Genomic DNA, 20,180 nt, shown 5'->3' on the forward strand with positions numbered 1-20,180 from the left:
ACGATGTTACGTCGGATTTTGGCAGAAGTCAGGAGAGGAACTTCTGCATCAGGACCAGATCCATGGCGCGACCAAATTTGAAGCCCACCCGTTGCAGGATCGCCACCTCGGTATAACCCATGCGGGTGTGAAAGGCGCGCCCGGCCGGGTTTTCGGCGCTAACCCCGGCGAACAGGCTGATCGCGCCAGCCGCGCGGGCATGATCTTCGATGGCGGTCAGAAGGGCGCGGCCAAGGCCGGTGCCCTGCGCATCGGGGGAAAGAAGGATGGTGTGTTCCATGGTGCGGGCATAGCCCACACCGCCGCGAAACTGGGCATAGGTGGCAAAGCCCACGATGCGGCCTGACATTTCTGCCACAAGAAAGGCATGCCCTGCGGCCTGACGGTCGGTGATCATCGTGGTAATGTCGGAGAGCGATTTTTCGGCGGCGTTGAAAGTGACAGAGGTATCGCGGATCGCCGGGTTCCAGATCGCGGCGATGGTGGGGGCGTCGGCGGGGGTGGCGTCGCGGATCATTCCAGATGCCGGTCGCCATGCGGGGTGGCAAAGGTCGCGCGCATGGCCTGCGGGCCGGGGGTGAACACGACACGCGGATCATTCAGGCGGGTGTGCAGCGCCGCGCGCAGCGCCAGCGCATCGGGATGGGCGATTTCGAACCGGGTCAGGCGGATGCCAATATCGGGCAGGCGCGGGGCGGGGTGGGCGCTGCCTTCCCATTGAATGAGCGCCGGGAAGGCGTTGTCAAAGGGCAGGATGCCAGAGGCTGGAACGGCCATCTGCCAGCGGAAATCGCCGCGCGCCAAGGCGACCGGGGTGCCGGTGCCGGGGGGTGAAAGGGCCAGTTCAGTGCCAATGTCATCGCACCGGCAGATCCAGTTCGTCAGGCGGGGCGGCCCGGTGAAGCGATCCAGATCGAACCAGCGCGGCCATGCGGGGCGGGGCTGGGCGGGATCGGCGGCGATCACCTCAAGATAAAGGTCGGGGCCGAGCGACAGCAGGCGGTTATGCGTCGCCATATGCGGGTGCTGCCCCCCCGGCGCGAGGGTGACGCCAAGCGCAGCCTCGACCGCGGCGGTCCCTTCTTCAAGGGAGGTGGCGGCGACAGCGAGGTGATCCAGCGTGAGCATGGTCAAAGGCTGCTGATGCTGGTCTTGGCCTTCATTGCGAGGGCGAGTGAGGTGAACCGGGATTGTGCAACCTCGCCGAACAGATCACGACCGCGTTCGGTTAGGCTGAGTTCAAGGACGCGCTTCTTTGGCTGCCAGCGCAGCGATCCCGCTTCGGACGGGTCGGCGACCGAGAACATGGCGCCAAAGCGCATGGCCTTACCCAGCACCTCGGCATCCTGAATCTGTTCGTCGGTCAGAAGGCGGAACAGGGGTTCAAGGCGCGAGCCGGAGCGGGAATTCTTGTAGCGGTGCAAGAGCGATAGGCCCAGAAAGACGCGACCAGGGTGATCGAGGCCGCCGAGGTTGGCGCGGGTGGCGTTGTCAAAGCAGACCTCGGCCCGATAATCGGGGTGCGCGCGCCATGTGGTATCGTGCAGCAGGCAGGCGGCCTTGATCAGGCGGTGGCGTTCCTTGTCGGCATCCTTGAACAGCGGCAGCAGGAATTCATAAAGTTTCTTGCCGAAACCTGGCACGCGGGCGGATGTCATTTCCGCCATGCGCGCGGCTTCGATCAGCGGGTCGCGCTGGCGCAGGCGGGGGGGCATCTGTTCATAAAGCAGGCCTTCGCGGATGCCATAGGCCGAGACGTCGATTTCCGTCGGTTTGAAGATGCGCACCAGTTCGCGCAGCACCTCGCAGGCGAGGGGGACAAGCTCCATCCGTTCCGATGAGGTGCCGGTGCGGGCGCGCAGGAGGGGCAGGTCGCTGCCGGCGATCCAGTCGAGCGTGTCGAGCAGGCTTTGCGGCGTCATGCGGTATTCGTGCAGCACGGTCAGCGGGTAGTTGCGGCGTTCCATGTCGAGCCGCGCGATGACCCGCCAGGAGCCGCCGACGAGGTAGATGCGTTCGCCGCTGGATTTCACGGCGGATTGCGCGGTTTTCAGGATGCGTTCGATGAGCGCGCGGCGTTTGACATCGCCGCCCGTCACCTGTTGCAGGCGGAAGGGACCAAGGGGGGTAGAGATGCGTTTGCCCACCTGACCATCGCCGATGCGGGCCAGTTCCATCGAGTTGCCGCCGATATCGCAGACCAGACCCTTCGCCTCGGGCCAGCCCAGAAGAACGCCCTGCGCTGACAGACGGGCCTCTTCATCGCCGTTGATCACCCAAAGGCGCAGGCCGGTTTCGCGCAGCACTTCGGCCTGGAATTCGGGGCCATCCTCTGCCTCGCGCGTGGCGGCGGTCGCGACGACGGTCAGCGGGTCGACGCCCATGCCTTCGGCCAGCAAAGCGAAGCGTTTCAGCGCGGCCAGCGCGCGGATGCGGCCGGTGGGGTTCAAGCGGCCGGTTTCGGCCAGACCCTTGCCAAGGCCGCACATGATTTTTTCGTTGTAGAAATAGGCCGGGCTGCGGGCGGCACCGTCGAACACGACCATACGGACGGAGTTTGAGCCGACATCGACAACACCCACGCGCGACAAGGCGCGGACGGAGGGGTCATCGAAAAGCGGGCGGCCAAACGGGCCCCAATCATCATCACTGCCGGTATCGGCGGCGGGGGCGGAGTCGTTCATCTTGGCAGTCCTTCGTCTTGCGGGCGAAAGGTGGCGCGGATGCGGGGCGGGGTCAAGGTGGTTGACGCCATCGCGGCGGGGCGATGGGCGCGTGTCGTGGCGTCAGGCCTGACGGATCACCCTGCCGACCGGTCAGATCGGCGGGGCATCATCGCGCAACTGGGCCAGACGCGGCACGTCCTTGGCCCCTGCCGTGCCACGGCCCGATAGGGACGGGTTTTCCATGAAGAAGCGGTGGCAGTTGAACAGGGTGCCGTCGGCGGGTTCCAGTTCGCGGCGATAGGTGCCGTCGGGGCGCAGTACCCAGCTTTGCGCCTCATCCGCCAGATTGGCGGCCATGATCTGGCTGACGATCTGCGCCTTGACGGTGGGGTTGTTGATTTCCACCAGCGTTTCCACCCGGCGCGTCAGGTTGCGGCCCATCCAATCGGCTGAGGAAATGAACACCCGCGCCTTTTGAGAGGGCAGTCCATGGCCAGAGCCGAAGCAGACGATGCGGGAATGTTCGAGGAAGCGGCCCACGATGGATTTGACACGGATGTTTTCCGACAGGCCCTGCACGCCGGGGCGCACGCCGCAGATGCCGCGAATGATGAGGCTGATCTTCACCCCGGCCTGCGACGCGGCATAGAGGGCGTCGATCACCTCGGGGTCGATCAGGCTGTTCATCTTGGCCCAGATTTCAGCGGGGCGGCCGGCGCGGGCGTGATCCGCCTCGATCCCGATCAGTTCCAGCAGGCGCGGCTTGAGCGTGATGGGCGAGATGGCGAGGTTTTCCAGCCCCTCGGGCTGCACATAGCCCGACAGGTAGTTGAAGACCTTGGTCGCATCGCGCCCCAGCGCCGGATCGCAGGTGAAGAAGGACAGGTCGGTATAGATGCGGGCGGTGATCGGGTGATAGTTGCCCGTGCCGTAATGGGTATAGGTGACAAGGTTTTCACCTTCGCGGCGGACAACCGTGCTGATTTTGGCGTGGGTCTTGTACTGCATGAAGCCATAGACGACATGCGCGCCGGACCGTTCCAGACGGCGAGACTGGCGGATGTTGGCGGCCTCATCAAAGCGCGCCTTGAGTTCGACAAGGGCGGTGACGGATTTACCCGCCTCTGCCGCCTCGCACAGGGCGGAGACGATGGGGCTGTCCCACGAGGTGCGATAGAGCGTTTGCTTGATTGCTAGAACGTTCGGGTCACGCGCCGCCTGTTCGAGGAAGCGGATGACCTGATCGAAGGTTTCATAGGGGTGGTGAAGCAGGATGTCCTTCTGCCGGATGGCGGCGAAGATGTCGCCGTCATGGTCCTGCACGCGTTCGGCCACACGCGAGACGAAGGGCGGCCACAAGAGATCAGGGCGGGAGGAGAGGACCAGTTCCTTGAGATCGGCGATGCCCAGAAGGCCACGAATCTCAACCACCATGTCTTCGGTGACGCCCAGTTCATCCATGATGAGCGCGCGCAGTTCCGGCGGCGCACCGGATGAGATTTTCAGGCGGATCACTTCGCCCCGGCGGCGGCGTTTGAGGGCGGTTTCAAACTCGCGGACGAGATCTTCGGCCTCATCCTCCACTTCCAGATCGCTGTCGCGCAGGACGCGGAAGATGCAGTGGCCCCGGTCGGTATAGCCGGGGAACAGCATGTTCAGATGGAGGAGAAGCAATTCCTCTAGCGGCAGGAAGCGGTTTTCGCCCGGCTTGCCGGGCAGGGCCACGAAGCGGGCGATCTGCTGCGGGATGGGCAGCAGGGCCTGAAGCGTGCGGTGATCGCTTTCGCGTTCCAGTTCCAGCGCGAGCGAGAAGCCCGTGTTGGGGATGAAGGGGAAGGGATGCGCCGGGTCGATGGCCAAGGGTGACAGAACGGGGAAGACCTTGTTCAGGAAGTGGTCTTCGAGGTGTTTCAGATCGCGCGCGGTGAGTTTGGAGCGTGTGAGCAGGGTGATGCCCTGCGCCTCCATCTCTTTGCGGAGTTTGTTGAACACGGCCTGCTGCGTCAGCATCAGGCGGCGGGCGTTGGCATGGATCAGGCCAAGCTGTTCGGTCGGGCTGCGACCATCTTCGGAGTGACTGGCGTTGCCGTTGCGCACCAGCGCGCGCAGGCCCGCGACGCGAACGGTATAAAATTCGTCAAGGTTGGTGGCCGAAATCGACAGGAAGCGCAGCCGTTCCAAGAGCGGCACCAGCGGATTGGACGCCTCATCCAGCACGCGCCAGTTGAAGGCCAGCCACGACATTTCGCGGTTGAAAAAGCGGCGAGGGCCGGTCCGTTCCTCTTCCGAGAGGGTGACGGGGGCGGGGAACGGGGTTTTGAGGAAATCGGCCTGGGTCATGTCACGCGGGGTAAGGGGGGAAGGCAACAACTGTGTGACAGATGACCATTGGCGCAGCGGACTGTCCAGCGTTGTGCAGCGGCGCGCGGCGGAATGGGTATTTTCGCCAAGTTGAAGTGGCGGGGTCAGTCTTGCGCGTCGGGCGGCGCGGCGTCGAGCAATTGCGCGGCGAGTTGGCGGGTGACCGGGCGTCCAGCGGCGAGGGCATGGGCATCAAGCCGCGCCACAAGATCGCGGGCGGCGGCGATGGAGCGTTCCATGCGCAGGACAAGATAGGGGATCAGCGTGGGGGGAACGGTGATCTGCCGATCGGCAAACAGTTTGATCAGCACGGCAGAGAGCAGCGCGTCATCGGGGGCTTCGATCCGTGTGACGGGGGCGGCCTGCAACCGGCTGGCAAGGTCGGGCAGGGCAAGGCCCCAGTCGCGCGGCGGGGTGGCGGCGGTAACGAGCAGATGGCCGGACTGGGTGACAAGGTTGTGCAGATGGAAAAAGGCCGCCTCGGCCCCCGGCTGGCCTGCGGCGGTTTCCGCATCCTCGACCGCGACGGCGCCATGGGCGGACAGCGCGGGCAGGTCGGCAGTGGCAAGATCAGCGGCGGGCAGGCAGGCGGCTCCGGTTTCCTGGGCCCAGAGCCGGGCGAGGTGGGTCTTGCCGCTGCCTTGCGGGCCGACCAGCAGCATCTTGCCGCCCGGCCAGCCTTGCCAGCCGTCGATGGCGGCCAGGGCCGTGGCATTGGCGGGAGAGACGAAGAAATCCTCGCGCCGATAGGCCTGCCGCGCGGGCAGGTCAAAGGCAAGCTGGCGGATCACTCGGCCGCCTCGTCCTTGGGCTGCGGTGCCTGAGGGGTGTCATAACCGCGATAGAGCAAGCTGGCGTGGTATTTTTCGATCCCGAAGCGGGTGATCACACCGATGGAGGCGGCGACCGGCACGGCGACCAGCATCCCGGCAAAGCCGAAGATGGACCCGAAGGCCGACAGCGCAAAGAGCAGCCAGACGGGGTGCAGGCCCACGGAATTGCCAACCAGTTTCGGCGTCAGGATGTTGCCTTCGACGAATTGACCCACGGCGAAGATCGCCGCGATGATGCCGATGGAGACCCAATCGCCCCAGAATTGAAACAGCGCAAGGCCGATGGCCAGCGTGCCGCCGACCAGCGAGCCGACATAGGGGATGAAGGTGATTGCGCCGGCAATGGCGCCCACGATCAGGCCGAATTGCAGCCCGGCAATCATCAGCGCGATGGAATAGAAGCTGCCCAGCAGCAGGCAGACGGACAGCTGGCCACGCACGAAACCGGCGAGGACGGAGTCGATCTCGCGCCCGATCCGGCGGATTGCAGGAGCGTGGTCGCGCGGAAGCAGGCTGTCGATGCGGGCGACCATGTGATCCCAGTCGAGCAGCAGGTAGAAGGCCACGACCGGGACGACGACGATGAAGACCACGGCGGACACAAGGCTCATGGCCGAAGAGAGCAGCGTGTTGGCCAGTTCGCCGCCTTGCGCCTGAATCGTCGCGGCGATCTGGGCCAGTGTCTGGCGCATGGTGGAGGTGCTGTCGCTGAGTTCCGGGAAGCGTTCCACGAGAAAGGCCTGAAGCCGCTGCGCGATTTCAGGGGCGGCGTTGATCAAGCCGGTCAATTGCTGGATCAGCGTGGGGATGATGGCAAGGATCAGCAGGACCGTCGCCAGCACCGCCACCAGCGAGATGGTGACCGTGGCCCCGACGCGCGACAGGCCCGCGCGTTCCAGCCGGTCGGCGATGGGATCAAGGAAATAGGCGATGGCGCCGCCCACAAGGAAGGGCAGCATCACATTGCCCAAGGCCCAGAGCAGGATGAAGAAGACCGCAGCCGCGATCCCCCAGTATACAAGCTGTAGCCGAACGGGCAGGGCCATGGTCGCCTCCGGGTTTCGAGACTGCAACATATCACGTCTGCTGCGGTGCGGCGCAAGGGGCGGGGTGTGTCGGCGTTGTTTTGGCGCGGTATCGCAAAAGAAAGCCCGGCGGCCGAATGGGCCCCGGGCTTTCAGATCGGCTGATGACCGGCCTTAGTGGCAGGCGGGGCGCTGGCCGGGCAGCAGGACCTTGTCGATCACATGGATCACGCCGTTATCGGCCTTGATGTCGGCGATGATGACATTGGCCACGTCGCCCGTGCCATCGGCGATGGTCACGCCATCAGCACCTTTGGTGATGCACAGGCGCTGCGAGGTGAGGAGCGGCTTGAAGGTGGTGGAGCCGTTCGGAATTCCAGCGGCAGGCAGGTTGCGATCATCGACGTGATAGAGCAGGACATCGGTCAGTTGGCCCTTGTTTTCCGGCTTGAGCAGGTTTTCCACCGTGCCTGCAGGCAGGGCGGCGAAGGCGTCATTCACCGGCGCATAGACCGTGAACGGGCCGGGACCGGCCAGCGTTTCCGCCAGACCGGCAGCGGTGACGGCGGCGACGAGGGTGGTGAAGCGTTCATCCCCGGCGGCGATGTCGACGATGGTCTGGGCGTGAGCCGTGGTGGCCGAGATGGCCAGAGCGGCCAGTGCGAGTTTCAGTTTCATGTGGTGTCCCCGTTGTTGTGACAGGCGTCACTGCACTGTCGGACGGGATACGCAGGGCTTTCTGTTAGCGATCATTACATTTCACGGTCTTGGCAAAAGCGTTATCCGGCGTGACCTGCTTGCGGGGAATGTTTCAATTGCGTAAGCCAATCGCGCATCCACTGGAGACGCCCCATGCGCCTGAGCCGCTATTTCATGCCCGTCCTGAAGGAAAACCCTGCCGAGGCGCAGATCGTGTCGCACCGCTATATGCTGCGGGCGGGGATGATCAAGCAGCAGGCGGCGGGCATCTATTCCTGGTTGCCGCTGGGCTATCGTGTGCTGAAGCGGATCGAAGAGATCGTGCATCAGGAACAGATCCGCGCGGGCCATATCCCGCTTTTGATGCCCACGCTGCAACCGGCGGACCTGTGGCGCGAATCCGGGCGCTATGATGATTACGGGCAGGAAATGCTGCGCATTACCGACCGGCAGAAGCGCGAGATGCTGTATGGCCCCACGAATGAGGAGATGATCACCGACATCTTCCGGAGCCATGTGAACAGCTACAAGGACCTGCCGCTGACGCTGTATCACATCCAATGGAAGTTCCGCGACGAGATGCGGCCGCGCTTTGGCGTGATGCGGGGGCGCGAGTTCCTGATGAAGGACGGATACAATTTCGACGTCGACCGTGATGCCGCGATCCACGCCTATAACCGCCACATGGTCAGCTATCTGCGGACCTATGAACGCATGGGTCTGACCGCGATTCCGATGCGGGCGGCCTCTGGCCCCATCGGTGGCGACAACACGCATGAGTTTCTGGTGCTGGCCAGCACGGGCGAGTCGGAGGTGTTCTTCGACAGCGCCGTGACCGAGCTGAAGCTGGGCAACCGCGAGGTTGATTACGATGACCGCGCCGCCGTGGCGAAGGTCTGCGAAGAGTTCACCACGCTTTATGCCCGCACCGATGAGACGCATGACGCCGCCCTGTTCGACGCCATCCCTGAAGAGCGCCGCAAAGTGGCGCGCGGGATCGAGGTGGGGCAGATCTTCTATTTCGGGACCAAATATTCCGAGGCGATGGGGGCGACGGTGGTTACCCCCGATGGCGGCCGCGTGCCGGTGGAGATGGGGTCGCACGGCATCGGCGTGAGCCGCCTGCTGGGCGCGATCATCGAGGCGAGCCATGACGACAAGGGGATCATCTGGCCCGAGGGCGTGACGCCTTTCCCGGTGGGGATCGTGAACCTGAAGCAGGGCGATGGTGCAGCGGATGCGGCCTGTGAAGGCCTTTACAAAGCGCTGGCGACCAAGGGGCTGGAAGCGCTTTATGATGACCGTGACGAACGGGCGGGGGCGAAATTCGCCACGATGGACCTGATCGGCCTGCCCTGGCGCATCACCGTGGGGCCGCGCGGTTTGGCAAACGGGGTGGTGGAACTCACCTCGCGCCGGACGGGCGAAAGCGAAGAGATGTCGCCGGAAGCGGCGGTGGACCGGATCGCGCAGATCTACGCCGGGCGGTGACCGGCTGGGTCGGAACCCTGCGTTGCGTGGGGTTCCGGCCGTGTTCTGCGATACATCTCGCACAGGACGGCGACGGCGAAGATCGTGGTCAGGAAGCCCAGCGCGCGGAGCATGATGTTGAAGGCCAGTGCAGCCGGGCTGTCCGCGGCGATGCCGAGGTTGTCCATGACATGGCTTGCGGCGATGGCCCCGATGAGCAGAACAGTCCCCACGACACCGGGACCAAGGATGAGGCGCCACATTGTTGCGAAGGTGGCGCGCACGCCCTGTGCCAGCCTGTAGGTGCCGTCGCGCGCTACGGTGGCTGGCAGCGCGGTGCCGAAAAGGCTGAGGGAGAGCAGGTAAATCGGGAAGATCAAGGACAGCATGGCCAGAAAGCTGTTGTTGATGTTCCACATGGCGAGGATGAGGGTCAGCACGATCGCCGTGGGCACGAGGATCAGCGCGAGGCTGATGAGGAGAAACCAGCCGAATTTGAGGGGCGGCGCGCCTTCGGCGGGGGTGTTGCCGCGCAAGGCGAATGACTCACCAAACAAGAAGTGACGGTGGAAATAATAGGCTAGGAAGATCACGGCCACGCCGACCGCTGTGGATTCTGCCTTTGGCTCGAACGCCCAGATCAGGATTTCGATGACCGCCGCGAGCGTCAAGAGCGCGGGAAAGCTGTTGCGGAAGAAGCGGAAACTTTCCTGGTAAATCTTTAACATCTGCACCTCCGACACAGGCCCAAGGATGGCTTGGCGCGACCCGTGCTGTCAAGCGGAGGGGGTCTTGGTGACTGGTCCGGGATGTGGCGGCAGGCATGGCAGAGGGCGGCGGCGGGGAATGTCGGGAAGAAGCCAAGCCTGTACTGCGCCGTCGTGCAGGGGATGAAATCGCGCGGTGGGCTGACGCGGCGTCATGCGACTTGTGGATGGATTGACTTGGCGTCGACGGCTTGCATCCTTTTGCCTGTCGTTCTGGAGAGACTCATGTCGCTGCCCGCCAACCACCCCCGATTGACCAAGCGCCCCTTTTCCACCGGCGAATTGCTGGCCGACGGGATCGTGCATGCGGTGGCGCTGGTGGCGGGGTTGATCGCCTTTTCGCTTTTGCTTGGGTATGTGCTGGGGGCGGGCGATGTGGGGAAATTCGCCGCGCTGGCGGTCTATGCGGCGGGATATTTCGCGATGTTCGGCTTTTCGCTGGCCTATAACATGGTGCCGCCATCGCCGCTGAAATGGGTGCTGCGGCGGTTCGATCATTCGGCGATTTATGTGATGATTGCGGGGACTTACACCGCGATTGTGGTGCATTTCGACAATGTCGTCTTTGCCGCCATCCTTGCCGGGATCGTGTGGACCGGGGCCATTCTGGGCGCGGTGGTCAAGATCGCGCTGCCGGGGCGGTTGGATGGGCTGGCGGTGCTGGCCTATATCGCGCTGGGCATGGTGGGGCTTGCCGCCATCGGCCCCGCGCGTGAGGCGCTGCCCGGGCCATCGCTGGTGCTGTTGGTGCTGGGGGGCGTCACCTATGTGGCGGGCGTGGCCTTTTATCGCTGGCACGCGCTGCGGTTTCACAATGCGATCTGGCATCTGTGTGTGGCCATTGCAGCGGCGTTGCATTTCGCCGCCGTGGCGGTGGCCGTGGCCAGCTGACGCCCGGTTTTCTGCGCCTACCCCCGCTTTGACGGCGCTGTGATGGCGCGCGGCTTGACCTTGCCCGGTCTTGCCGACACTGTCCGCGCCACGGCCGGGAACGGCGAAAACACGGGCAGATCATGGCGAGTACCCCCCCTTTTGCAGGCTTTGAATGGATGATCGCCTGGCGCTATTTGCGCGCCAAGCGGGCCGAAGGTGGCGTGTCGGTCATGACCTGGATCAGCCTTGTGGGGATCACGCTGGCGGTCTTTGCGCTGATCGCCACGCTGTCGGTGCGGGCGGGGTTCCGGGCCGAATTCGTGGACACGATCCTGGGGGCCAATGCCCATGTCACCGTCTATTCCGCGGGGCGTGTCAGCGAGACGGGGGCATTGCAGCGCGGCTTTGCCGAGTATGACGCGCTGGCCGGACGGCTGGCCGAGGTGCCGGGGGTGACGCGGACTGCGCCGCTGATCAAGGGTCAGGTCATGGTCACGGCGGGCGAGGGATCGACCGGGGCCGAAGTCTATGGCATTCGCCCCGCCGACCTTGAGGCAATTCCGCGCGTGGGCGTCGGCGCCAATGCCGAAGGCGACGTTGCCCGCTTTGCCGAAGGCATTGCCATCGGGTCCGGCATCGCGCGCGAGCTTGGCGTCGGGTTAGGCGACCGGGTGCGCGTGATCGCGCCATCCGGGGTGAAGACGGCCTTTGGCACCAGCCCGCGGGTGAATGCCTATGAGGTGGTCTATATCTTTACCGCCGGGCGCTATGACATTGATCGGACACGGATTTACATGCCGTTCGACGAGGCGCAGTCCTATTTCAACAAGGAAGGCATGGCTGACGAGATCGAGGTCATGGTGACCGAACCGGAAAAAGTGGATGACCTTGCACCTGCGCTGCTGGCCGCTGCTGGGGCGGAGGGGATGCTCTGGACGTGGCGCGACAGTTCGGGGGCCTTTTTGCGCGCGCTGGACGTAGAGGACAACATCATGTTCGTCATCCTGTCCATTCTGGTGCTGATCGCGTCGATGAACATCATTTCCGGCCTGATCATGCTGGTGAAGAACAAAGGCCGCGACATCGGCATCCTGCGCACCATGGGGCTGACGGAAGGGGCGGTGCTGCGGGTGTTCTTCATCTGCGGAGCGTCAACCGGATTGGTCGGCACGGCGCTGGGCGTGCTGCTGGGCTGTCTGTTCGCGCTTTATATCGACCCGATCTTTTCCTTTGTGAACTACATGGCGGGGGGCGGGGTCTGGGATCCGTCGATCCGGGGGATCTATGCTTTGCCCGCGAAATTGCAGATCAATGACGTGCTGTCGGCGGTGGGGTTGTCGCTGTTTCTGTCTTTTGTCGTCACGATCTTTCCGGCGCGGCGCGCGGCGCGGATGAACCCGGTGGAGGCCCTGCGGTATGAGTGATCCGGCGCTGGTTCTGGAGGGGATCGAAAAAGGCTACAACCGCGGCAAGCCGTCCGAGGTGATCGTGCTGCGCGGCGCGACGCTGGAAGTGGCGCGGGGCGAGGTGGTGGCTTTGGTCGCGCCCAGCGGGGCGGGGAAATCGACCCTTCTGCATATCGCGGGGCTGCTGGATACGGCGGATCGCGGGCAGGTCCGCCATGCCGGACGGGACATGACCGGGCTGTCCGACCGGGCCCGCACCGATGCGCGGCGGGCGGATGTGGGGTTCATCTATCAGTTCCACCACCTGCTGCCGGAGTTTTCTGCCTTGGAAAACATCGTCTTGCCGCAACTGGCCAATGGCGTTTCGCGGCGCGACGCCGAGGTGCGGGCGCAGGAACTGCTTGCCCGGGTCGGGGTGGGGGCGCGGGCGGGGCATCGGCCGGCGCAGCTTTCGGGTGGGGAACAACAGCGCGTTGCGTTCTGCCGGGCTTTGGCGAACGGGCCGAAACTGCTGCTGGCGGATGAGCCGACGGGCAATCTGGACCCCGCAACATCGGATCAGGTGTTTGGCGCGCTGATGGAACTGGTGCGGGAAACGGGGCTTTCGGCGCTGATCGCCACGCATAACATGGAGCTTGCCGCGCGGATGGACCGGGTGGTGCGGCTGGATCAAGGGCGGGTCGTGCAGGCCGATCCGGTGGCCTGACTCACGGCGGGCGTTGATGTGTGCCCTACTTCGTGTTTGACTGGGTAACCAGTATGAACGGAGGCCGAGATGCAGCGCGTATTCCTATATCCCATTGGCATGATTGCGGTTTTCGGATTGGCGGCCTGTGTCCTGCCGGGGGCGGATGCGCCTGAGCAGACCACCGGGGCGGGCGACTATGCGGCCTTCTGCGCCGCCTGCCATGGGCCAAGCGGTAAAGGCGATGGCGAGATGGCGGCAGGGCTGGCGAAGCGGCCTGCGGACCTGACAGGGCTGACAGCGCGCAATGAAGGCACGTTCCCGACGACGCGGGTAATGGCGCAGATCTGGGGCTATACCGGGGGCCGGGATGGCGGGCGGGTGATGCCGCAGTTCAGCGCGTTGCTGGATGGGGCGCTGGTGCCCTATGATGGCGGCGACGGCATTGCCTCGCCTACGCCGATCCGGTTGGTGGAACTGGCCGAGCATCTGAAGACGCTGCAAAAGTAGTGCAGCAGGCGGTGCAGATGGCGGTGCAGACGGGCGTATGCACGCAGCGGGCTGTGCGTTCCGGGGTTGGTAACGGGTGACGCCCACGTCCTAGGGGGCCGAGGTGGGGATCACCTCGGGCTGGCTGCCCGCAATTTCCAGGATCAGTTTGCGGCGCACGGCGGCGGTGAAGCTGTCGCCTGTGTCGGCGGTCACGAGAAAGGCGCCGGGCCCGCCGATGATCTGGGTGGCGTAGATTTCTTCCAGATTGCCGCCCGCGCGCTGGGGGCTGTCGGGGCGCAGGATGGGCAGGGCGTTGATGGTGATGTCGGCGGCCAGCACCTCGGCCCGCGCATCCGCGATGCTGGGGCCTGACCAGTTGTTCGCGCTGTCACCCGAGAAATCGATCACGCGGCGCAGACCGGTGATCTGGTTTTCGTCGATGAGGCGTTTGCCTTCCAGAAGCGCGGCGCCAATGGCGTTGCGGCCGGAGGCGAGGCGGGGCGGCGTCAGCAGGTTGGCGGCGAAGGTTTCGGCATCCTCGGGCGTGGCGATCACGGTCCAATCCACCACCACGGCCTGATTGGCCGCCCATTCCACATAGGTCACGGCGATGGATCCGGTGAGGGTGGAGGAGATGGCATAAAGCACATCGGGGTGGGTGATCGCCTGCGCATATCCCTGACGCTGAAACTCGATCTCGGCCTGATCGATGGAGCCGGAGGCATCGGCGAGGAGGACAAGCTCAAGGTCCACCTCCTGCGCGTGGAGGGGGGTGGCGAGGAAGGCGAGGGGGAGGAGCCAATGCCGCATGAGAGGGAGGATAGGGCGGATGCGGCTGGGGAGGGGATCACATTTCGGTCAGGGAAGATTCAGGGCCCGGCGTAGGGCCGCATTCGCGCGGGTCTGCCAGCCGCGGCCATCGGCCTTGAGCGCCGTCAGGACATCGGGATCAAGGTGCAGGGTGACGCGTTGCTTGCGTTCCGAGGCGGGCAGGGGCGGGCGGCCGAGTTTGCCGTGGGCTTGGAGGATTTCAACGAGTTCGGGGAAATCCCAGACGGGGCGGAGGCGAGCGAAGTCTTCGTCCGTCAGTTCCGGATTGTCCGGATCAAGGGCGATGCCATGGTTGATGGCTTCCTCTTCCTTATCAGAAATCGGTGCGAGCTTCAGATGTTTCGGCTTGCCCATTTGCGTTGCTCCCGTCTGTTGGCCTTTCGGAATGAGATGACGCGCACCCGCCCGTTCCGTTTTGTGAAGATCAACTTGTGCAGCCGATCCTTGATGTAACCGACAGCGATGAACCGATCTTCGCCATAGTCGCGCCGGTTGTCCGGCTCGATCTGCGCTGTCGTCCAATCGAACTGCGCAAGCGCGGCGAAGTCGATGCCGTGCTTATCGCGGTTCGTCTGGCGTTTGGCTTCGTCCCAGTCCCACATTTATATGCATACATTAAGTTGCCGGGCAAGGGGAGTGTGGGTTGGGCAGGGTTAAGGTGGGGTTAAGGGAGACCCCGTTGCTGTAGGAGGAGCGTTTATACTCGCAGCGCGCATTTTGGCTGCTAGTTGAGAAAGCGCGAGGTGCGCTTTTTATATTACTTGGTGTCTAGGAAACTTTGCGCTAGCATCTTTGCTCATGTGCATGATTTTCTTAGGTAAACGTATGGCTGATGAATCGGAAAACTCCAACAGTAAGCGTATCCTAGCCGAACTTGCGGTGCCAATTTATAATGATCTTTTGCAACCGGGCGTCAAAGAAGTCGGGCGAGCACTGACCGTTATTGGGAAAACGACCAACTTGGCTTTGGCCCCTCTCCGGGGTGTCGTTTGGAGTTATGAAATATTCGAGTCTTGGCTCGTTTCGAAAGTGGAGCCTCATTTCTCGAACGTAGATTCGTCCCAGATAGGCAGCCCAGACCTTGCTATAGCCGGTCCGCTAGTTAACGCCATGAAGTATGTTGCTGAGGACACTACACTAACTGAAATGTATGCAAAGCTTTTGGCCACTTCAATGATTAAGGATGAACGAAGAAACGCTCATCCTGGCTTTGTGCACCTAATAGGACAGCTTACCCAAGATGAAGCAAAGTTAATAGCACACATCTTCAAATCAGGGCCTGCAGCTATTGTTCTTCCAATGCTGATCGACCATAAAAAGTCACGCAGCAAAACTTATCGAAGCAGGTTGTCTTGTCTTCCCTTTGATGCTGATTGCACGTTTCCTGAGGACTTCCAGTTATACTTGGACAATCTAAGGCGGCTTCAGATTTGTGAGTATGACGACGACTCGTTCATGGTGGAAAAAAAGGACGAGTATGATCGGGTATTCGAGCTTCCCTCCATGGTAGATGTTTTGAAAGAGGGTGAATCTGAGGGTTATGACCTGGCAGTTGCCAAAGGCCATGTTACGCTGAGTGTTTTTGGTGCACGTTTCGCCAAGGCATGTATTGCCTAACCATCACACATCCAACTCCTCCACAAACCGCGCGTTTTCCTGGATATACTGGAAGCGCAGTTCCGGCTTCTTGCCCATCAGGCGTTCCACCAGATCGCCGGTCATGCCGGGTTCGTCCTCATCGATGCTCACGCGGATCAGTTTGCGGCTGGCCGGGTCCATCGTGGTGTCTTTGAGGTCTTTGGCGTCCATCTCGCCCAGACCCTTGAAGCGTTGCACGTCGATCTTGCCCTTGCCGCCGAGGCCTTTGGCCATCCATTCCTCTTTTTCCGCGTCCGAGGCGACGTAGAGCCGCTTGGCACCTTGGGTCAGGCGGTAGAGGGGGGGGCAGGCGAGGTAGAGGTGGCCTTTGTCGATCAGGGGGCGCATCTGGGTGAAGAAGAAGGTCATCAGCAGGCTGGCGATATGCGCGCCGTCGACATCGGCGTCGGTCATGATGATGATCTTTTCGTAGCGCAGATCGTCGACCTTGAACTTGGTGCCCATCTGCACGCCGAGCGCTTCGCAGATGTCGCGGATCTCAGAGTTGTCGTGCAGTTTGGCGGAGGCCGCGCCGAGGACGTTGAGGATTTTCCCCTTCAACGGCAACAGGGCCTGCGTTTCGCGGGACCGTGCGCCTTTGGCGGAGCCACCGGCGGAGTCGCCTTCGACGATGAAAAGCTCGGTCCCTTCGCGGGTTTTCGAGGTGCAGTCGGTGAGTTTGCCGGGAAGGCGCAGCTTCTTGGTCGCCGTCTTGCGGGCGGTTTCCTTTTCCATGCGGCGGCGGAGGCGTTCTTCGGCGCGCAGGACGAGGAAATCGAGGATGGCACCGGCGGATTTGGTGTCATTCGCCAGCCAGTTGTCGAAATGGTCGCGAACCGCGCCTTCGACCCATTTTGCGGCCTCTTCCGTGGCGAGGCGGTCCTTGGTCTGGCCCACGAATTGCGGTTCGCGGATGAAGCAGGAGACCAGCGCGCAGCCCCCGGTGAGCAGGTCATCGCGGGTGATTAGCTCGGCCTTGCGGTTCTTTACCAACTCGCCATAGGCGCGGATGCCCTTGAGGATGGCGGCCCAGAACCCGCCCTCATGCGTGCCGCCTTCGGGGGTGGGCACGGTGTTGCAATAGGATTGGATGAAGCCGTCGCGGGCGGGCGTCCAGTTGATGGCCCATTCGACAGAGCCGGGGACGTTGTACTTCTCGGTAAAGCTGACCTTTCCGGCGAAGGGGCGGTCGGCATAGGTGGAGGTTTTGGTGAGTTGGTCGGACAGGTAATCGGCAAGGCCACCGGGGAAGTGGAACACCGCCTCTAACGGGGTTTCACCGTCGTTGATGGCCGATTTCCAGCGGATTTCGACGCCCGAGAAAAGATAGGCCTTGGAGCGGACCATCTTTAGAAGGCGCGCGGGTTTGAAGGTTTGAGAGCCGAAGATTTCATGGTCGGCATGGAAGGTGACGGATGTGCCGCGCCGGTTGGGGGCGGGGCCAATCTTGGTGACGGGGCCCTGCGGGATGCCGCGCGAGAATTCCTGAACGAAAAGCTCGCGGTTGCGCGCCACCTCAACCCGCATGTGATCGGACAGCGCGTTGACGACGGATGCCCCCACGCCATGCAGGCCGCCCGAGGTGGCATAGGCGTCGCCGCCGAACTTGCCGCCCGCATGCAGGGTGCAGAGGATCACCTCCAGCGCGGATTTGCCGGGGAATTTCGGGTGCGGGTCGATCGGGATGCCGCGCCCGTTGTCACGGATGGTGACGGCGTAATCGGCGTGAAGCTCCACCTCGATCCGGGTCGCGTGACCGGCCACGGCCTCGTCCATGGAGTTGTCGAGGATTTCGGCGACAAGGTGGTGCAGCGCGCGTTCATCCGTGCCGCCGATATACATGCCGGGGCGTTTGCGGACGGGTTCCAACCCTTCGAGCACCTCGATGGAGGAGGCGTTGTAGGACTGGTCCCCGGAGGAGAGGAGGTCATTGGCCATGGGATGCTCGATTCTTGGTTATGCGGCTGTGGGGCGGGATTAGAGCATCCCGGGGGGGATGGGCGCAAGATGTGGGGTGGTCAGCGCGGGATGGCGCGCTGGCGCAGCCATTCTGCGAGTTCGCCTTCATCCATCAGGCGCTGGGCGGCGCGGATGATGGTTTGGCCGATGTCTTCGGTATCAAGCTGGATGTTCAGGCCGTGCAAGGCAAGCACGGCATGCATCGAACGAAACGCAGTGCGCTTGTTGGCATCGTTGAAGCAATGGCCTTGGGCAATGGCGATGGCATAGGCGGCGGCCAGATCGAAGGCATCCGCGATCATGCCATAGGTCAGGCGGTTGTCGACACGGGCAAGCGCCCCTTCGAGGGATTTGTCACGGGCGCGCCCGGGCAATTCGCCGGGGTTCAGGACATGGTCGTGGATACGCTCGACCAACTCGGCACTCAGGAGGATGAAGGTCATTTGTCACGCAGGTAATCGAGAACCGGTTGCACGCGCTCGCGCGAGCGTTCAAGAACTTCCATCACCTCTTCAAGGGTTGCCACCCGGTGCTCGGCTTTCTCAACCGCCTCGACCGGGACGAGGTAGCCGACAAGGGCAGAGTTTTTCAGAATGGCCACGGGTTGGCCGTTGGCGCGATCGAACACCTTTTGCGGTTCGCGCAACTCGGTCATGGTGCAGATGTTGGGGGTGGCGAGGCGGGTCATGGGCGGCTCCCTTGAAGAATGTGCGGTGTAATATACACTGTAGTAGGCAAATTTCAAACGGGGGATGAGGATGCGGGTTCTGTTTACGGGCGGGTCGGGCAAGGCGGGCAAGCATGTGGTGGCCTATCTGGCCGACAAGGGGCATCGCGTGGTGAATGTGGACCGGGTGCCGCTGGGCCACCCTGGCGTGCATGATTTCATCGCCGATATCACCGATGCGGGGCAGATGTTTTCGGTCATGTCGGGCCATGCGGGCTATGACGAACTGGATCAGGGCGCAGCGAAGCCCTTTGATGCGGTCGTGCATTTCGCGGCAATCCCGCGGCTGATGATGACACCGGATACGGAAACATACCGGGTGAACACCCTCGGCACCTATAACGTGATCGAGGCGGCGGTGAAGCTGGGGATCAAGAAGATCATCATCGCCTCAAGCGAGACGACCTATGGCGTCTGTTTCAGCGAAGGCGTGGTCGATCCCAAGGTGCTGCCGCTGGATGAGGATTACGACATCGATCCGATGGACAGCTATGGCATGTCCAAGAAGGTGAACGAGGTCACGGCGCGCAGCTTTCAGCGCCGGTCGGGGTTCGATATCTATGCCCTGCGGATCGGCAATGTGATCGAGCCACAGGAATATGCGACGCTCTTCCCGCCGTTGAAGGACGATCCGGGGCTGCGGCGTCGGATCACCTTCAGCTATATCGATGCGCGCGATCTGGGGCAGATTGTCGACCTTGCGCTTCACAAGGATGGGCTGGGTTGGCAAGTGTTCAACGCGGCCAATGACAGCAATGCGGTGCCGCAACCCAATGCGGAACTGCTGGCGCGGTTCTTTCCGAATGTGCCGCTGTCGCGCGAGGTGGGGCCGAATGAGGGGCTGCTGTCGAACCGTAAGATCCGCGACGTGCTGGGGTTCAAGGAACAGCATGATTGGCGGAAATACGTCTGACCGGGGCCATCGTTTTTGCTAATGGGGGGGGCGGTAAAGGGATAATGCTGCCTGCCCATTCACCTTGGCAAAAATACCCATGCGTCGCGGCCCGCTTGGCGCGCCCTTGAAAAATGGGGCGTTGCGGGGTCTAGGGGGGCGCCATGCGCCCCCCTCGCCTTGCCAAAGCAGCGGTTCAGGCCGGTTCGGCCATGCGCGCGGCCCAAAGCTGTTGGAAGGCCGGGCGGGATTGTGCAGACTCCAGCCAGCGCTGCACTTCGGGAAATTCGGCGATCAGCGCGGCATGGCCTTGGGCATAGCGCAGGCATTCGGCGGTGTTGATATCGGCCACGGTAAAGCGGTTGCCCACCAGCCAGTCGCGCCCGTGCAGATGCGTATTCAGCCGTGCCAGCGGGCGGCGCAGTTTTTCCGCGGCAACCTTCAGGATTGCTTCGCCCATCTCGCCGGCCGGGGCTTGCAGGATTTCCAGTGCCGGTGTTTCCACGGCGGTTGCGGCAAACAGCGCCCATTGGTCCATCAGAGCGCCTTCGGCATCGTCTTGCGGGCCAAGCGCCCCGCCATAGCGGCGGGCGAGGTAGAGCGCGATGGCCAGGCTTTCAGTCAGGATCAGATCGCCGTCCTGCATGGCCGGAATCTGACCCTGCGGGTTGATGGACAGAAAATCAGGCGAGGCGGTGTTCAGTGGCGCGTCTGGTGCATGGGGATCGGGCAGGCGATAGGCCTGAATCACCGGAACATGGGTGAAAGGGGTGCCAGTTTCCAGCAAAAGCCAGAGCGGGCGGGTGGCGCGGGAGCGGTAGACGCCGTGCAGCGTGATCATCGGAAAACCTCTGGG

General features: G+C 63.0%; 22 protein-coding genes. 7 read left to right on the forward strand and 15 right to left on the reverse strand.

Going from position 1 to position 20,180, the window contains the following annotated elements:
* Nucleotides 1–28 precede the first annotated feature (28 nt).
* From RSE12_08095 to RSE12_08125, 7 genes are all read right to left on the reverse strand, one after another.
* Nucleotides 29–517 (reverse strand): N-acetyltransferase family protein, encoded by a 489-nt coding sequence (locus RSE12_08095; GenBank protein ID WRH64281.1) that lies wholly within the window; start codon nucleotides 515–517, stop codon nucleotides 29–31.
* Complete coding sequence (locus RSE12_08100; protein ID WRH64282.1) at nucleotides 514–1,128, reverse strand: VOC family protein; 615 nt, start codon at nucleotides 1,126–1,128, stop codon at nucleotides 514–516. Before RSE12_08100 ends, RSE12_08095 begins: the two co-directional genes overlap by 4 nt.
* A gap of 2 nt (nucleotides 1,129–1,130) precedes the next feature.
* Nucleotides 1,131–2,684: a Ppx/GppA family phosphatase gene (locus RSE12_08105; GenBank protein ID WRH64283.1), complete on the reverse strand. Its 1,554-nt coding sequence runs from the start codon at nucleotides 2,682–2,684 to the stop codon at nucleotides 1,131–1,133.
* A gap of 132 nt (nucleotides 2,685–2,816) precedes the next feature.
* The gene (locus RSE12_08110) at nucleotides 2,817–5,006 is read right to left on the reverse strand and encodes an RNA degradosome polyphosphate kinase (GenBank protein ID WRH64284.1); all 2,190 of its coding nucleotides are present in this window, start codon (nucleotides 5,004–5,006) and stop codon (nucleotides 2,817–2,819) included.
* Nucleotides 5,007–5,131: 125 nt separating this feature from the next.
* Nucleotides 5,132–5,818 (reverse strand): DnaA/Hda family protein, encoded by a 687-nt coding sequence (locus tag RSE12_08115; GenBank protein WRH64285.1) that lies wholly within the window; start codon nucleotides 5,816–5,818, stop codon nucleotides 5,132–5,134.
* The gene (locus RSE12_08120) at nucleotides 5,815–6,906 is read right to left on the reverse strand and encodes an AI-2E family transporter (protein WRH64286.1); all 1,092 of its coding nucleotides are present in this window, start codon (nucleotides 6,904–6,906) and stop codon (nucleotides 5,815–5,817) included. Before RSE12_08120 ends, RSE12_08115 begins: the two co-directional genes overlap by 4 nt.
* A 153-nt stretch (nucleotides 6,907–7,059) precedes the next feature.
* The gene (locus RSE12_08125) at nucleotides 7,060–7,563 is read right to left on the reverse strand and encodes a fasciclin domain-containing protein (protein ID WRH64287.1); all 504 of its coding nucleotides are present in this window, start codon (nucleotides 7,561–7,563) and stop codon (nucleotides 7,060–7,062) included.
* Between the two features lie 174 nt (nucleotides 7,564–7,737).
* On the opposite strand from RSE12_08125, the gene RSE12_08130 reads away from it, so the two are divergent.
* The gene (locus RSE12_08130) at nucleotides 7,738–9,075 is read left to right on the forward strand and encodes a proline--tRNA ligase (GenBank protein ID WRH64288.1); all 1,338 of its coding nucleotides are present in this window, start codon (nucleotides 7,738–7,740) and stop codon (nucleotides 9,073–9,075) included.
* Here the strand turns inward: RSE12_08130 and RSE12_08135 are convergent.
* Complete coding sequence (locus tag RSE12_08135; GenBank protein ID WRH64289.1) at nucleotides 9,060–9,782, reverse strand: hypothetical protein; 723 nt, start codon at nucleotides 9,780–9,782, stop codon at nucleotides 9,060–9,062. The genes RSE12_08130 and RSE12_08135 overlap by 16 nt on opposite strands.
* 264 nt (nucleotides 9,783–10,046) lie before the next feature.
* Between RSE12_08135 and RSE12_08140 the strand changes: the two genes are divergently transcribed.
* The 4 genes from RSE12_08140 to RSE12_08155 all read left to right on the forward strand — a co-directional run bounded on the left by RSE12_08140 (nucleotide 10,047) and on the right by RSE12_08155 (nucleotide 13,295).
* On the forward strand, nucleotides 10,047–10,712 hold the full coding sequence (locus tag RSE12_08140) for a hemolysin III family protein (GenBank protein WRH64290.1): 666 nt from the start codon (nucleotides 10,047–10,049) through the stop codon (nucleotides 10,710–10,712).
* 122 nt (nucleotides 10,713–10,834) lie between these two features.
* Nucleotides 10,835–12,118 (forward strand): lipoprotein-releasing ABC transporter permease subunit, encoded by a 1,284-nt coding sequence (locus RSE12_08145; protein WRH64291.1) that lies wholly within the window; start codon nucleotides 10,835–10,837, stop codon nucleotides 12,116–12,118.
* The gene (locus RSE12_08150; GenBank protein WRH64292.1) at nucleotides 12,111–12,806 is read left to right on the forward strand and encodes an ABC transporter ATP-binding protein; all 696 of its coding nucleotides are present in this window, start codon (nucleotides 12,111–12,113) and stop codon (nucleotides 12,804–12,806) included. The genes RSE12_08145 and RSE12_08150 overlap by 8 nt, the downstream gene beginning before the upstream one ends.
* Before the next feature lie 69 nt (nucleotides 12,807–12,875).
* Nucleotides 12,876–13,295, forward strand: coding sequence for a cytochrome C (locus tag RSE12_08155; protein ID WRH64293.1), 420 nt, complete (start codon nucleotides 12,876–12,878; stop codon nucleotides 13,293–13,295).
* A gap of 90 nt (nucleotides 13,296–13,385) precedes the next feature.
* Here RSE12_08155 and RSE12_08160 read toward each other — a convergent pair whose 3' ends face one another.
* From RSE12_08160 to RSE12_08170, 3 genes are read right to left on the reverse strand one after another with little or no spacing between them, the layout of a single operon-like run.
* Complete coding sequence (locus tag RSE12_08160) at nucleotides 13,386–14,087, reverse strand: DUF1194 domain-containing protein (GenBank protein WRH64294.1); 702 nt, start codon at nucleotides 14,085–14,087, stop codon at nucleotides 13,386–13,388.
* 48 nt (nucleotides 14,088–14,135) lie between these two features.
* A complete protein-coding gene (locus RSE12_08165) occupies nucleotides 14,136–14,462 on the reverse strand; it encodes a BrnA antitoxin family protein (GenBank protein ID WRH64295.1) in 327 nt (108 codons plus the stop codon).
* The gene (locus RSE12_08170) at nucleotides 14,441–14,710 is read right to left on the reverse strand and encodes a BrnT family toxin (protein ID WRH64296.1); all 270 of its coding nucleotides are present in this window, start codon (nucleotides 14,708–14,710) and stop codon (nucleotides 14,441–14,443) included. The genes RSE12_08165 and RSE12_08170 overlap by 22 nt, the downstream gene beginning before the upstream one ends.
* Before the next feature lie 196 nt (nucleotides 14,711–14,906).
* On the opposite strand from RSE12_08170, the gene RSE12_08175 reads away from it, so the two are divergent.
* A complete protein-coding gene (locus RSE12_08175) occupies nucleotides 14,907–15,725 on the forward strand; it encodes a DUF4393 domain-containing protein (GenBank protein WRH64297.1) in 819 nt (272 codons plus the stop codon).
* 3 nt (nucleotides 15,726–15,728) lie between these two features.
* On the opposite strand, the gene parE is transcribed toward RSE12_08175, so the two are convergent.
* The 3 genes from parE to RSE12_08190 all read right to left on the reverse strand — a co-directional run bounded on the left by parE (nucleotide 15,729) and on the right by RSE12_08190 (nucleotide 18,393).
* Complete coding sequence (gene parE, locus RSE12_08180; GenBank protein ID WRH64298.1) at nucleotides 15,729–17,684, reverse strand: DNA topoisomerase IV subunit B; 1,956 nt, start codon at nucleotides 17,682–17,684, stop codon at nucleotides 15,729–15,731.
* Between the two features lie 80 nt (nucleotides 17,685–17,764).
* Nucleotides 17,765–18,148: a type II toxin-antitoxin system death-on-curing family toxin gene (locus RSE12_08185; protein WRH64299.1), complete on the reverse strand. Its 384-nt coding sequence runs from the start codon at nucleotides 18,146–18,148 to the stop codon at nucleotides 17,765–17,767.
* Nucleotides 18,145–18,393 (reverse strand): hypothetical protein, encoded by a 249-nt coding sequence (locus RSE12_08190; protein WRH64300.1) that lies wholly within the window; start codon nucleotides 18,391–18,393, stop codon nucleotides 18,145–18,147. The genes RSE12_08185 and RSE12_08190 overlap by 4 nt, the downstream gene beginning before the upstream one ends.
* A 70-nt stretch (nucleotides 18,394–18,463) precedes the next feature.
* Here RSE12_08190 and RSE12_08195 point away from each other — a divergent pair, with 70 nt between their 5' ends.
* Complete coding sequence (locus tag RSE12_08195) at nucleotides 18,464–19,345, forward strand: NAD(P)-dependent oxidoreductase (GenBank protein WRH64301.1); 882 nt, start codon at nucleotides 18,464–18,466, stop codon at nucleotides 19,343–19,345.
* 175 nt (nucleotides 19,346–19,520) lie between these two features.
* Here the strand turns inward: RSE12_08195 and RSE12_08200 are convergent, their stop codons facing one another.
* On the reverse strand, nucleotides 19,521–20,165 hold the full coding sequence (locus RSE12_08200) for a glutathione S-transferase family protein (protein ID WRH64302.1): 645 nt from the start codon (nucleotides 20,163–20,165) through the stop codon (nucleotides 19,521–19,523).
* Nucleotides 20,166–20,180 lie beyond the last annotated feature (15 nt).

The sequence above is a fragment of the Fuscovulum sp. genome, from assembly GCA_035192965.1.
Lineage (GTDB): Bacteria > Pseudomonadota > Alphaproteobacteria > Rhodobacterales > Rhodobacteraceae > Paragemmobacter.

Coding starts and splice junctions, on each gene's coding strand:
- RSE12_08110 (WRH64284.1), bottom strand. CDS start 5,006: ATGACCCAGGCCGATTTCCTCAAAACCCCGTTCCCCGCCCCCGTCACC.
- RSE12_08100 (WRH64282.1), bottom strand. CDS start 1,128: ATGCTCACGCTGGATCACCTCGCTGTCGCCGCCACCTCCCTTGAAGAA.
- RSE12_08155 (WRH64293.1), top strand. CDS start 12,876: ATGCAGCGCGTATTCCTATATCCCATTGGCATGATTGCGGTTTTCGGA.
- RSE12_08170 (WRH64296.1), bottom strand. CDS start 14,710: ATGTGGGACTGGGACGAAGCCAAACGCCAGACGAACCGCGATAAGCAC.
- RSE12_08105 (WRH64283.1), bottom strand. CDS start 2,684: ATGAACGACTCCGCCCCCGCCGCCGATACCGGCAGTGATGATGATTGG.
- RSE12_08165 (WRH64295.1), bottom strand. CDS start 14,462: ATGGGCAAGCCGAAACATCTGAAGCTCGCACCGATTTCTGATAAGGAA.
- parE (WRH64298.1), bottom strand. CDS start 17,684: ATGGCCAATGACCTCCTCTCCTCCGGGGACCAGTCCTACAACGCCTCC.
- RSE12_08120 (WRH64286.1), bottom strand. CDS start 6,906: ATGGCCCTGCCCGTTCGGCTACAGCTTGTATACTGGGGGATCGCGGCT.
- RSE12_08175 (WRH64297.1), top strand. CDS start 14,907: ATGTGCATGATTTTCTTAGGTAAACGTATGGCTGATGAATCGGAAAAC.
- RSE12_08150 (WRH64292.1), top strand. CDS start 12,111: ATGAGTGATCCGGCGCTGGTTCTGGAGGGGATCGAAAAAGGCTACAAC.
- RSE12_08095 (WRH64281.1), bottom strand. CDS start 517: ATGATCCGCGACGCCACCCCCGCCGACGCCCCCACCATCGCCGCGATC.
- RSE12_08130 (WRH64288.1), top strand. CDS start 7,738: ATGCGCCTGAGCCGCTATTTCATGCCCGTCCTGAAGGAAAACCCTGCC.
- RSE12_08200 (WRH64302.1), bottom strand. CDS start 20,165: ATGATCACGCTGCACGGCGTCTACCGCTCCCGCGCCACCCGCCCGCTC.
- RSE12_08145 (WRH64291.1), top strand. CDS start 10,835: ATGGCGAGTACCCCCCCTTTTGCAGGCTTTGAATGGATGATCGCCTGG.
- RSE12_08125 (WRH64287.1), bottom strand. CDS start 7,563: ATGAAACTGAAACTCGCACTGGCCGCTCTGGCCATCTCGGCCACCACG.
- RSE12_08160 (WRH64294.1), bottom strand. CDS start 14,087: ATGCGGCATTGGCTCCTCCCCCTCGCCTTCCTCGCCACCCCCCTCCAC.
- RSE12_08190 (WRH64300.1), bottom strand. CDS start 18,393: ATGACCCGCCTCGCCACCCCCAACATCTGCACCATGACCGAGTTGCGC.
- RSE12_08140 (WRH64290.1), top strand. CDS start 10,047: ATGTCGCTGCCCGCCAACCACCCCCGATTGACCAAGCGCCCCTTTTCC.
- RSE12_08195 (WRH64301.1), top strand. CDS start 18,464: ATGCGGGTTCTGTTTACGGGCGGGTCGGGCAAGGCGGGCAAGCATGTG.
- RSE12_08185 (WRH64299.1), bottom strand. CDS start 18,148: ATGACCTTCATCCTCCTGAGTGCCGAGTTGGTCGAGCGTATCCACGAC.
- RSE12_08135 (WRH64289.1), bottom strand. CDS start 9,782: ATGTTAAAGATTTACCAGGAAAGTTTCCGCTTCTTCCGCAACAGCTTT.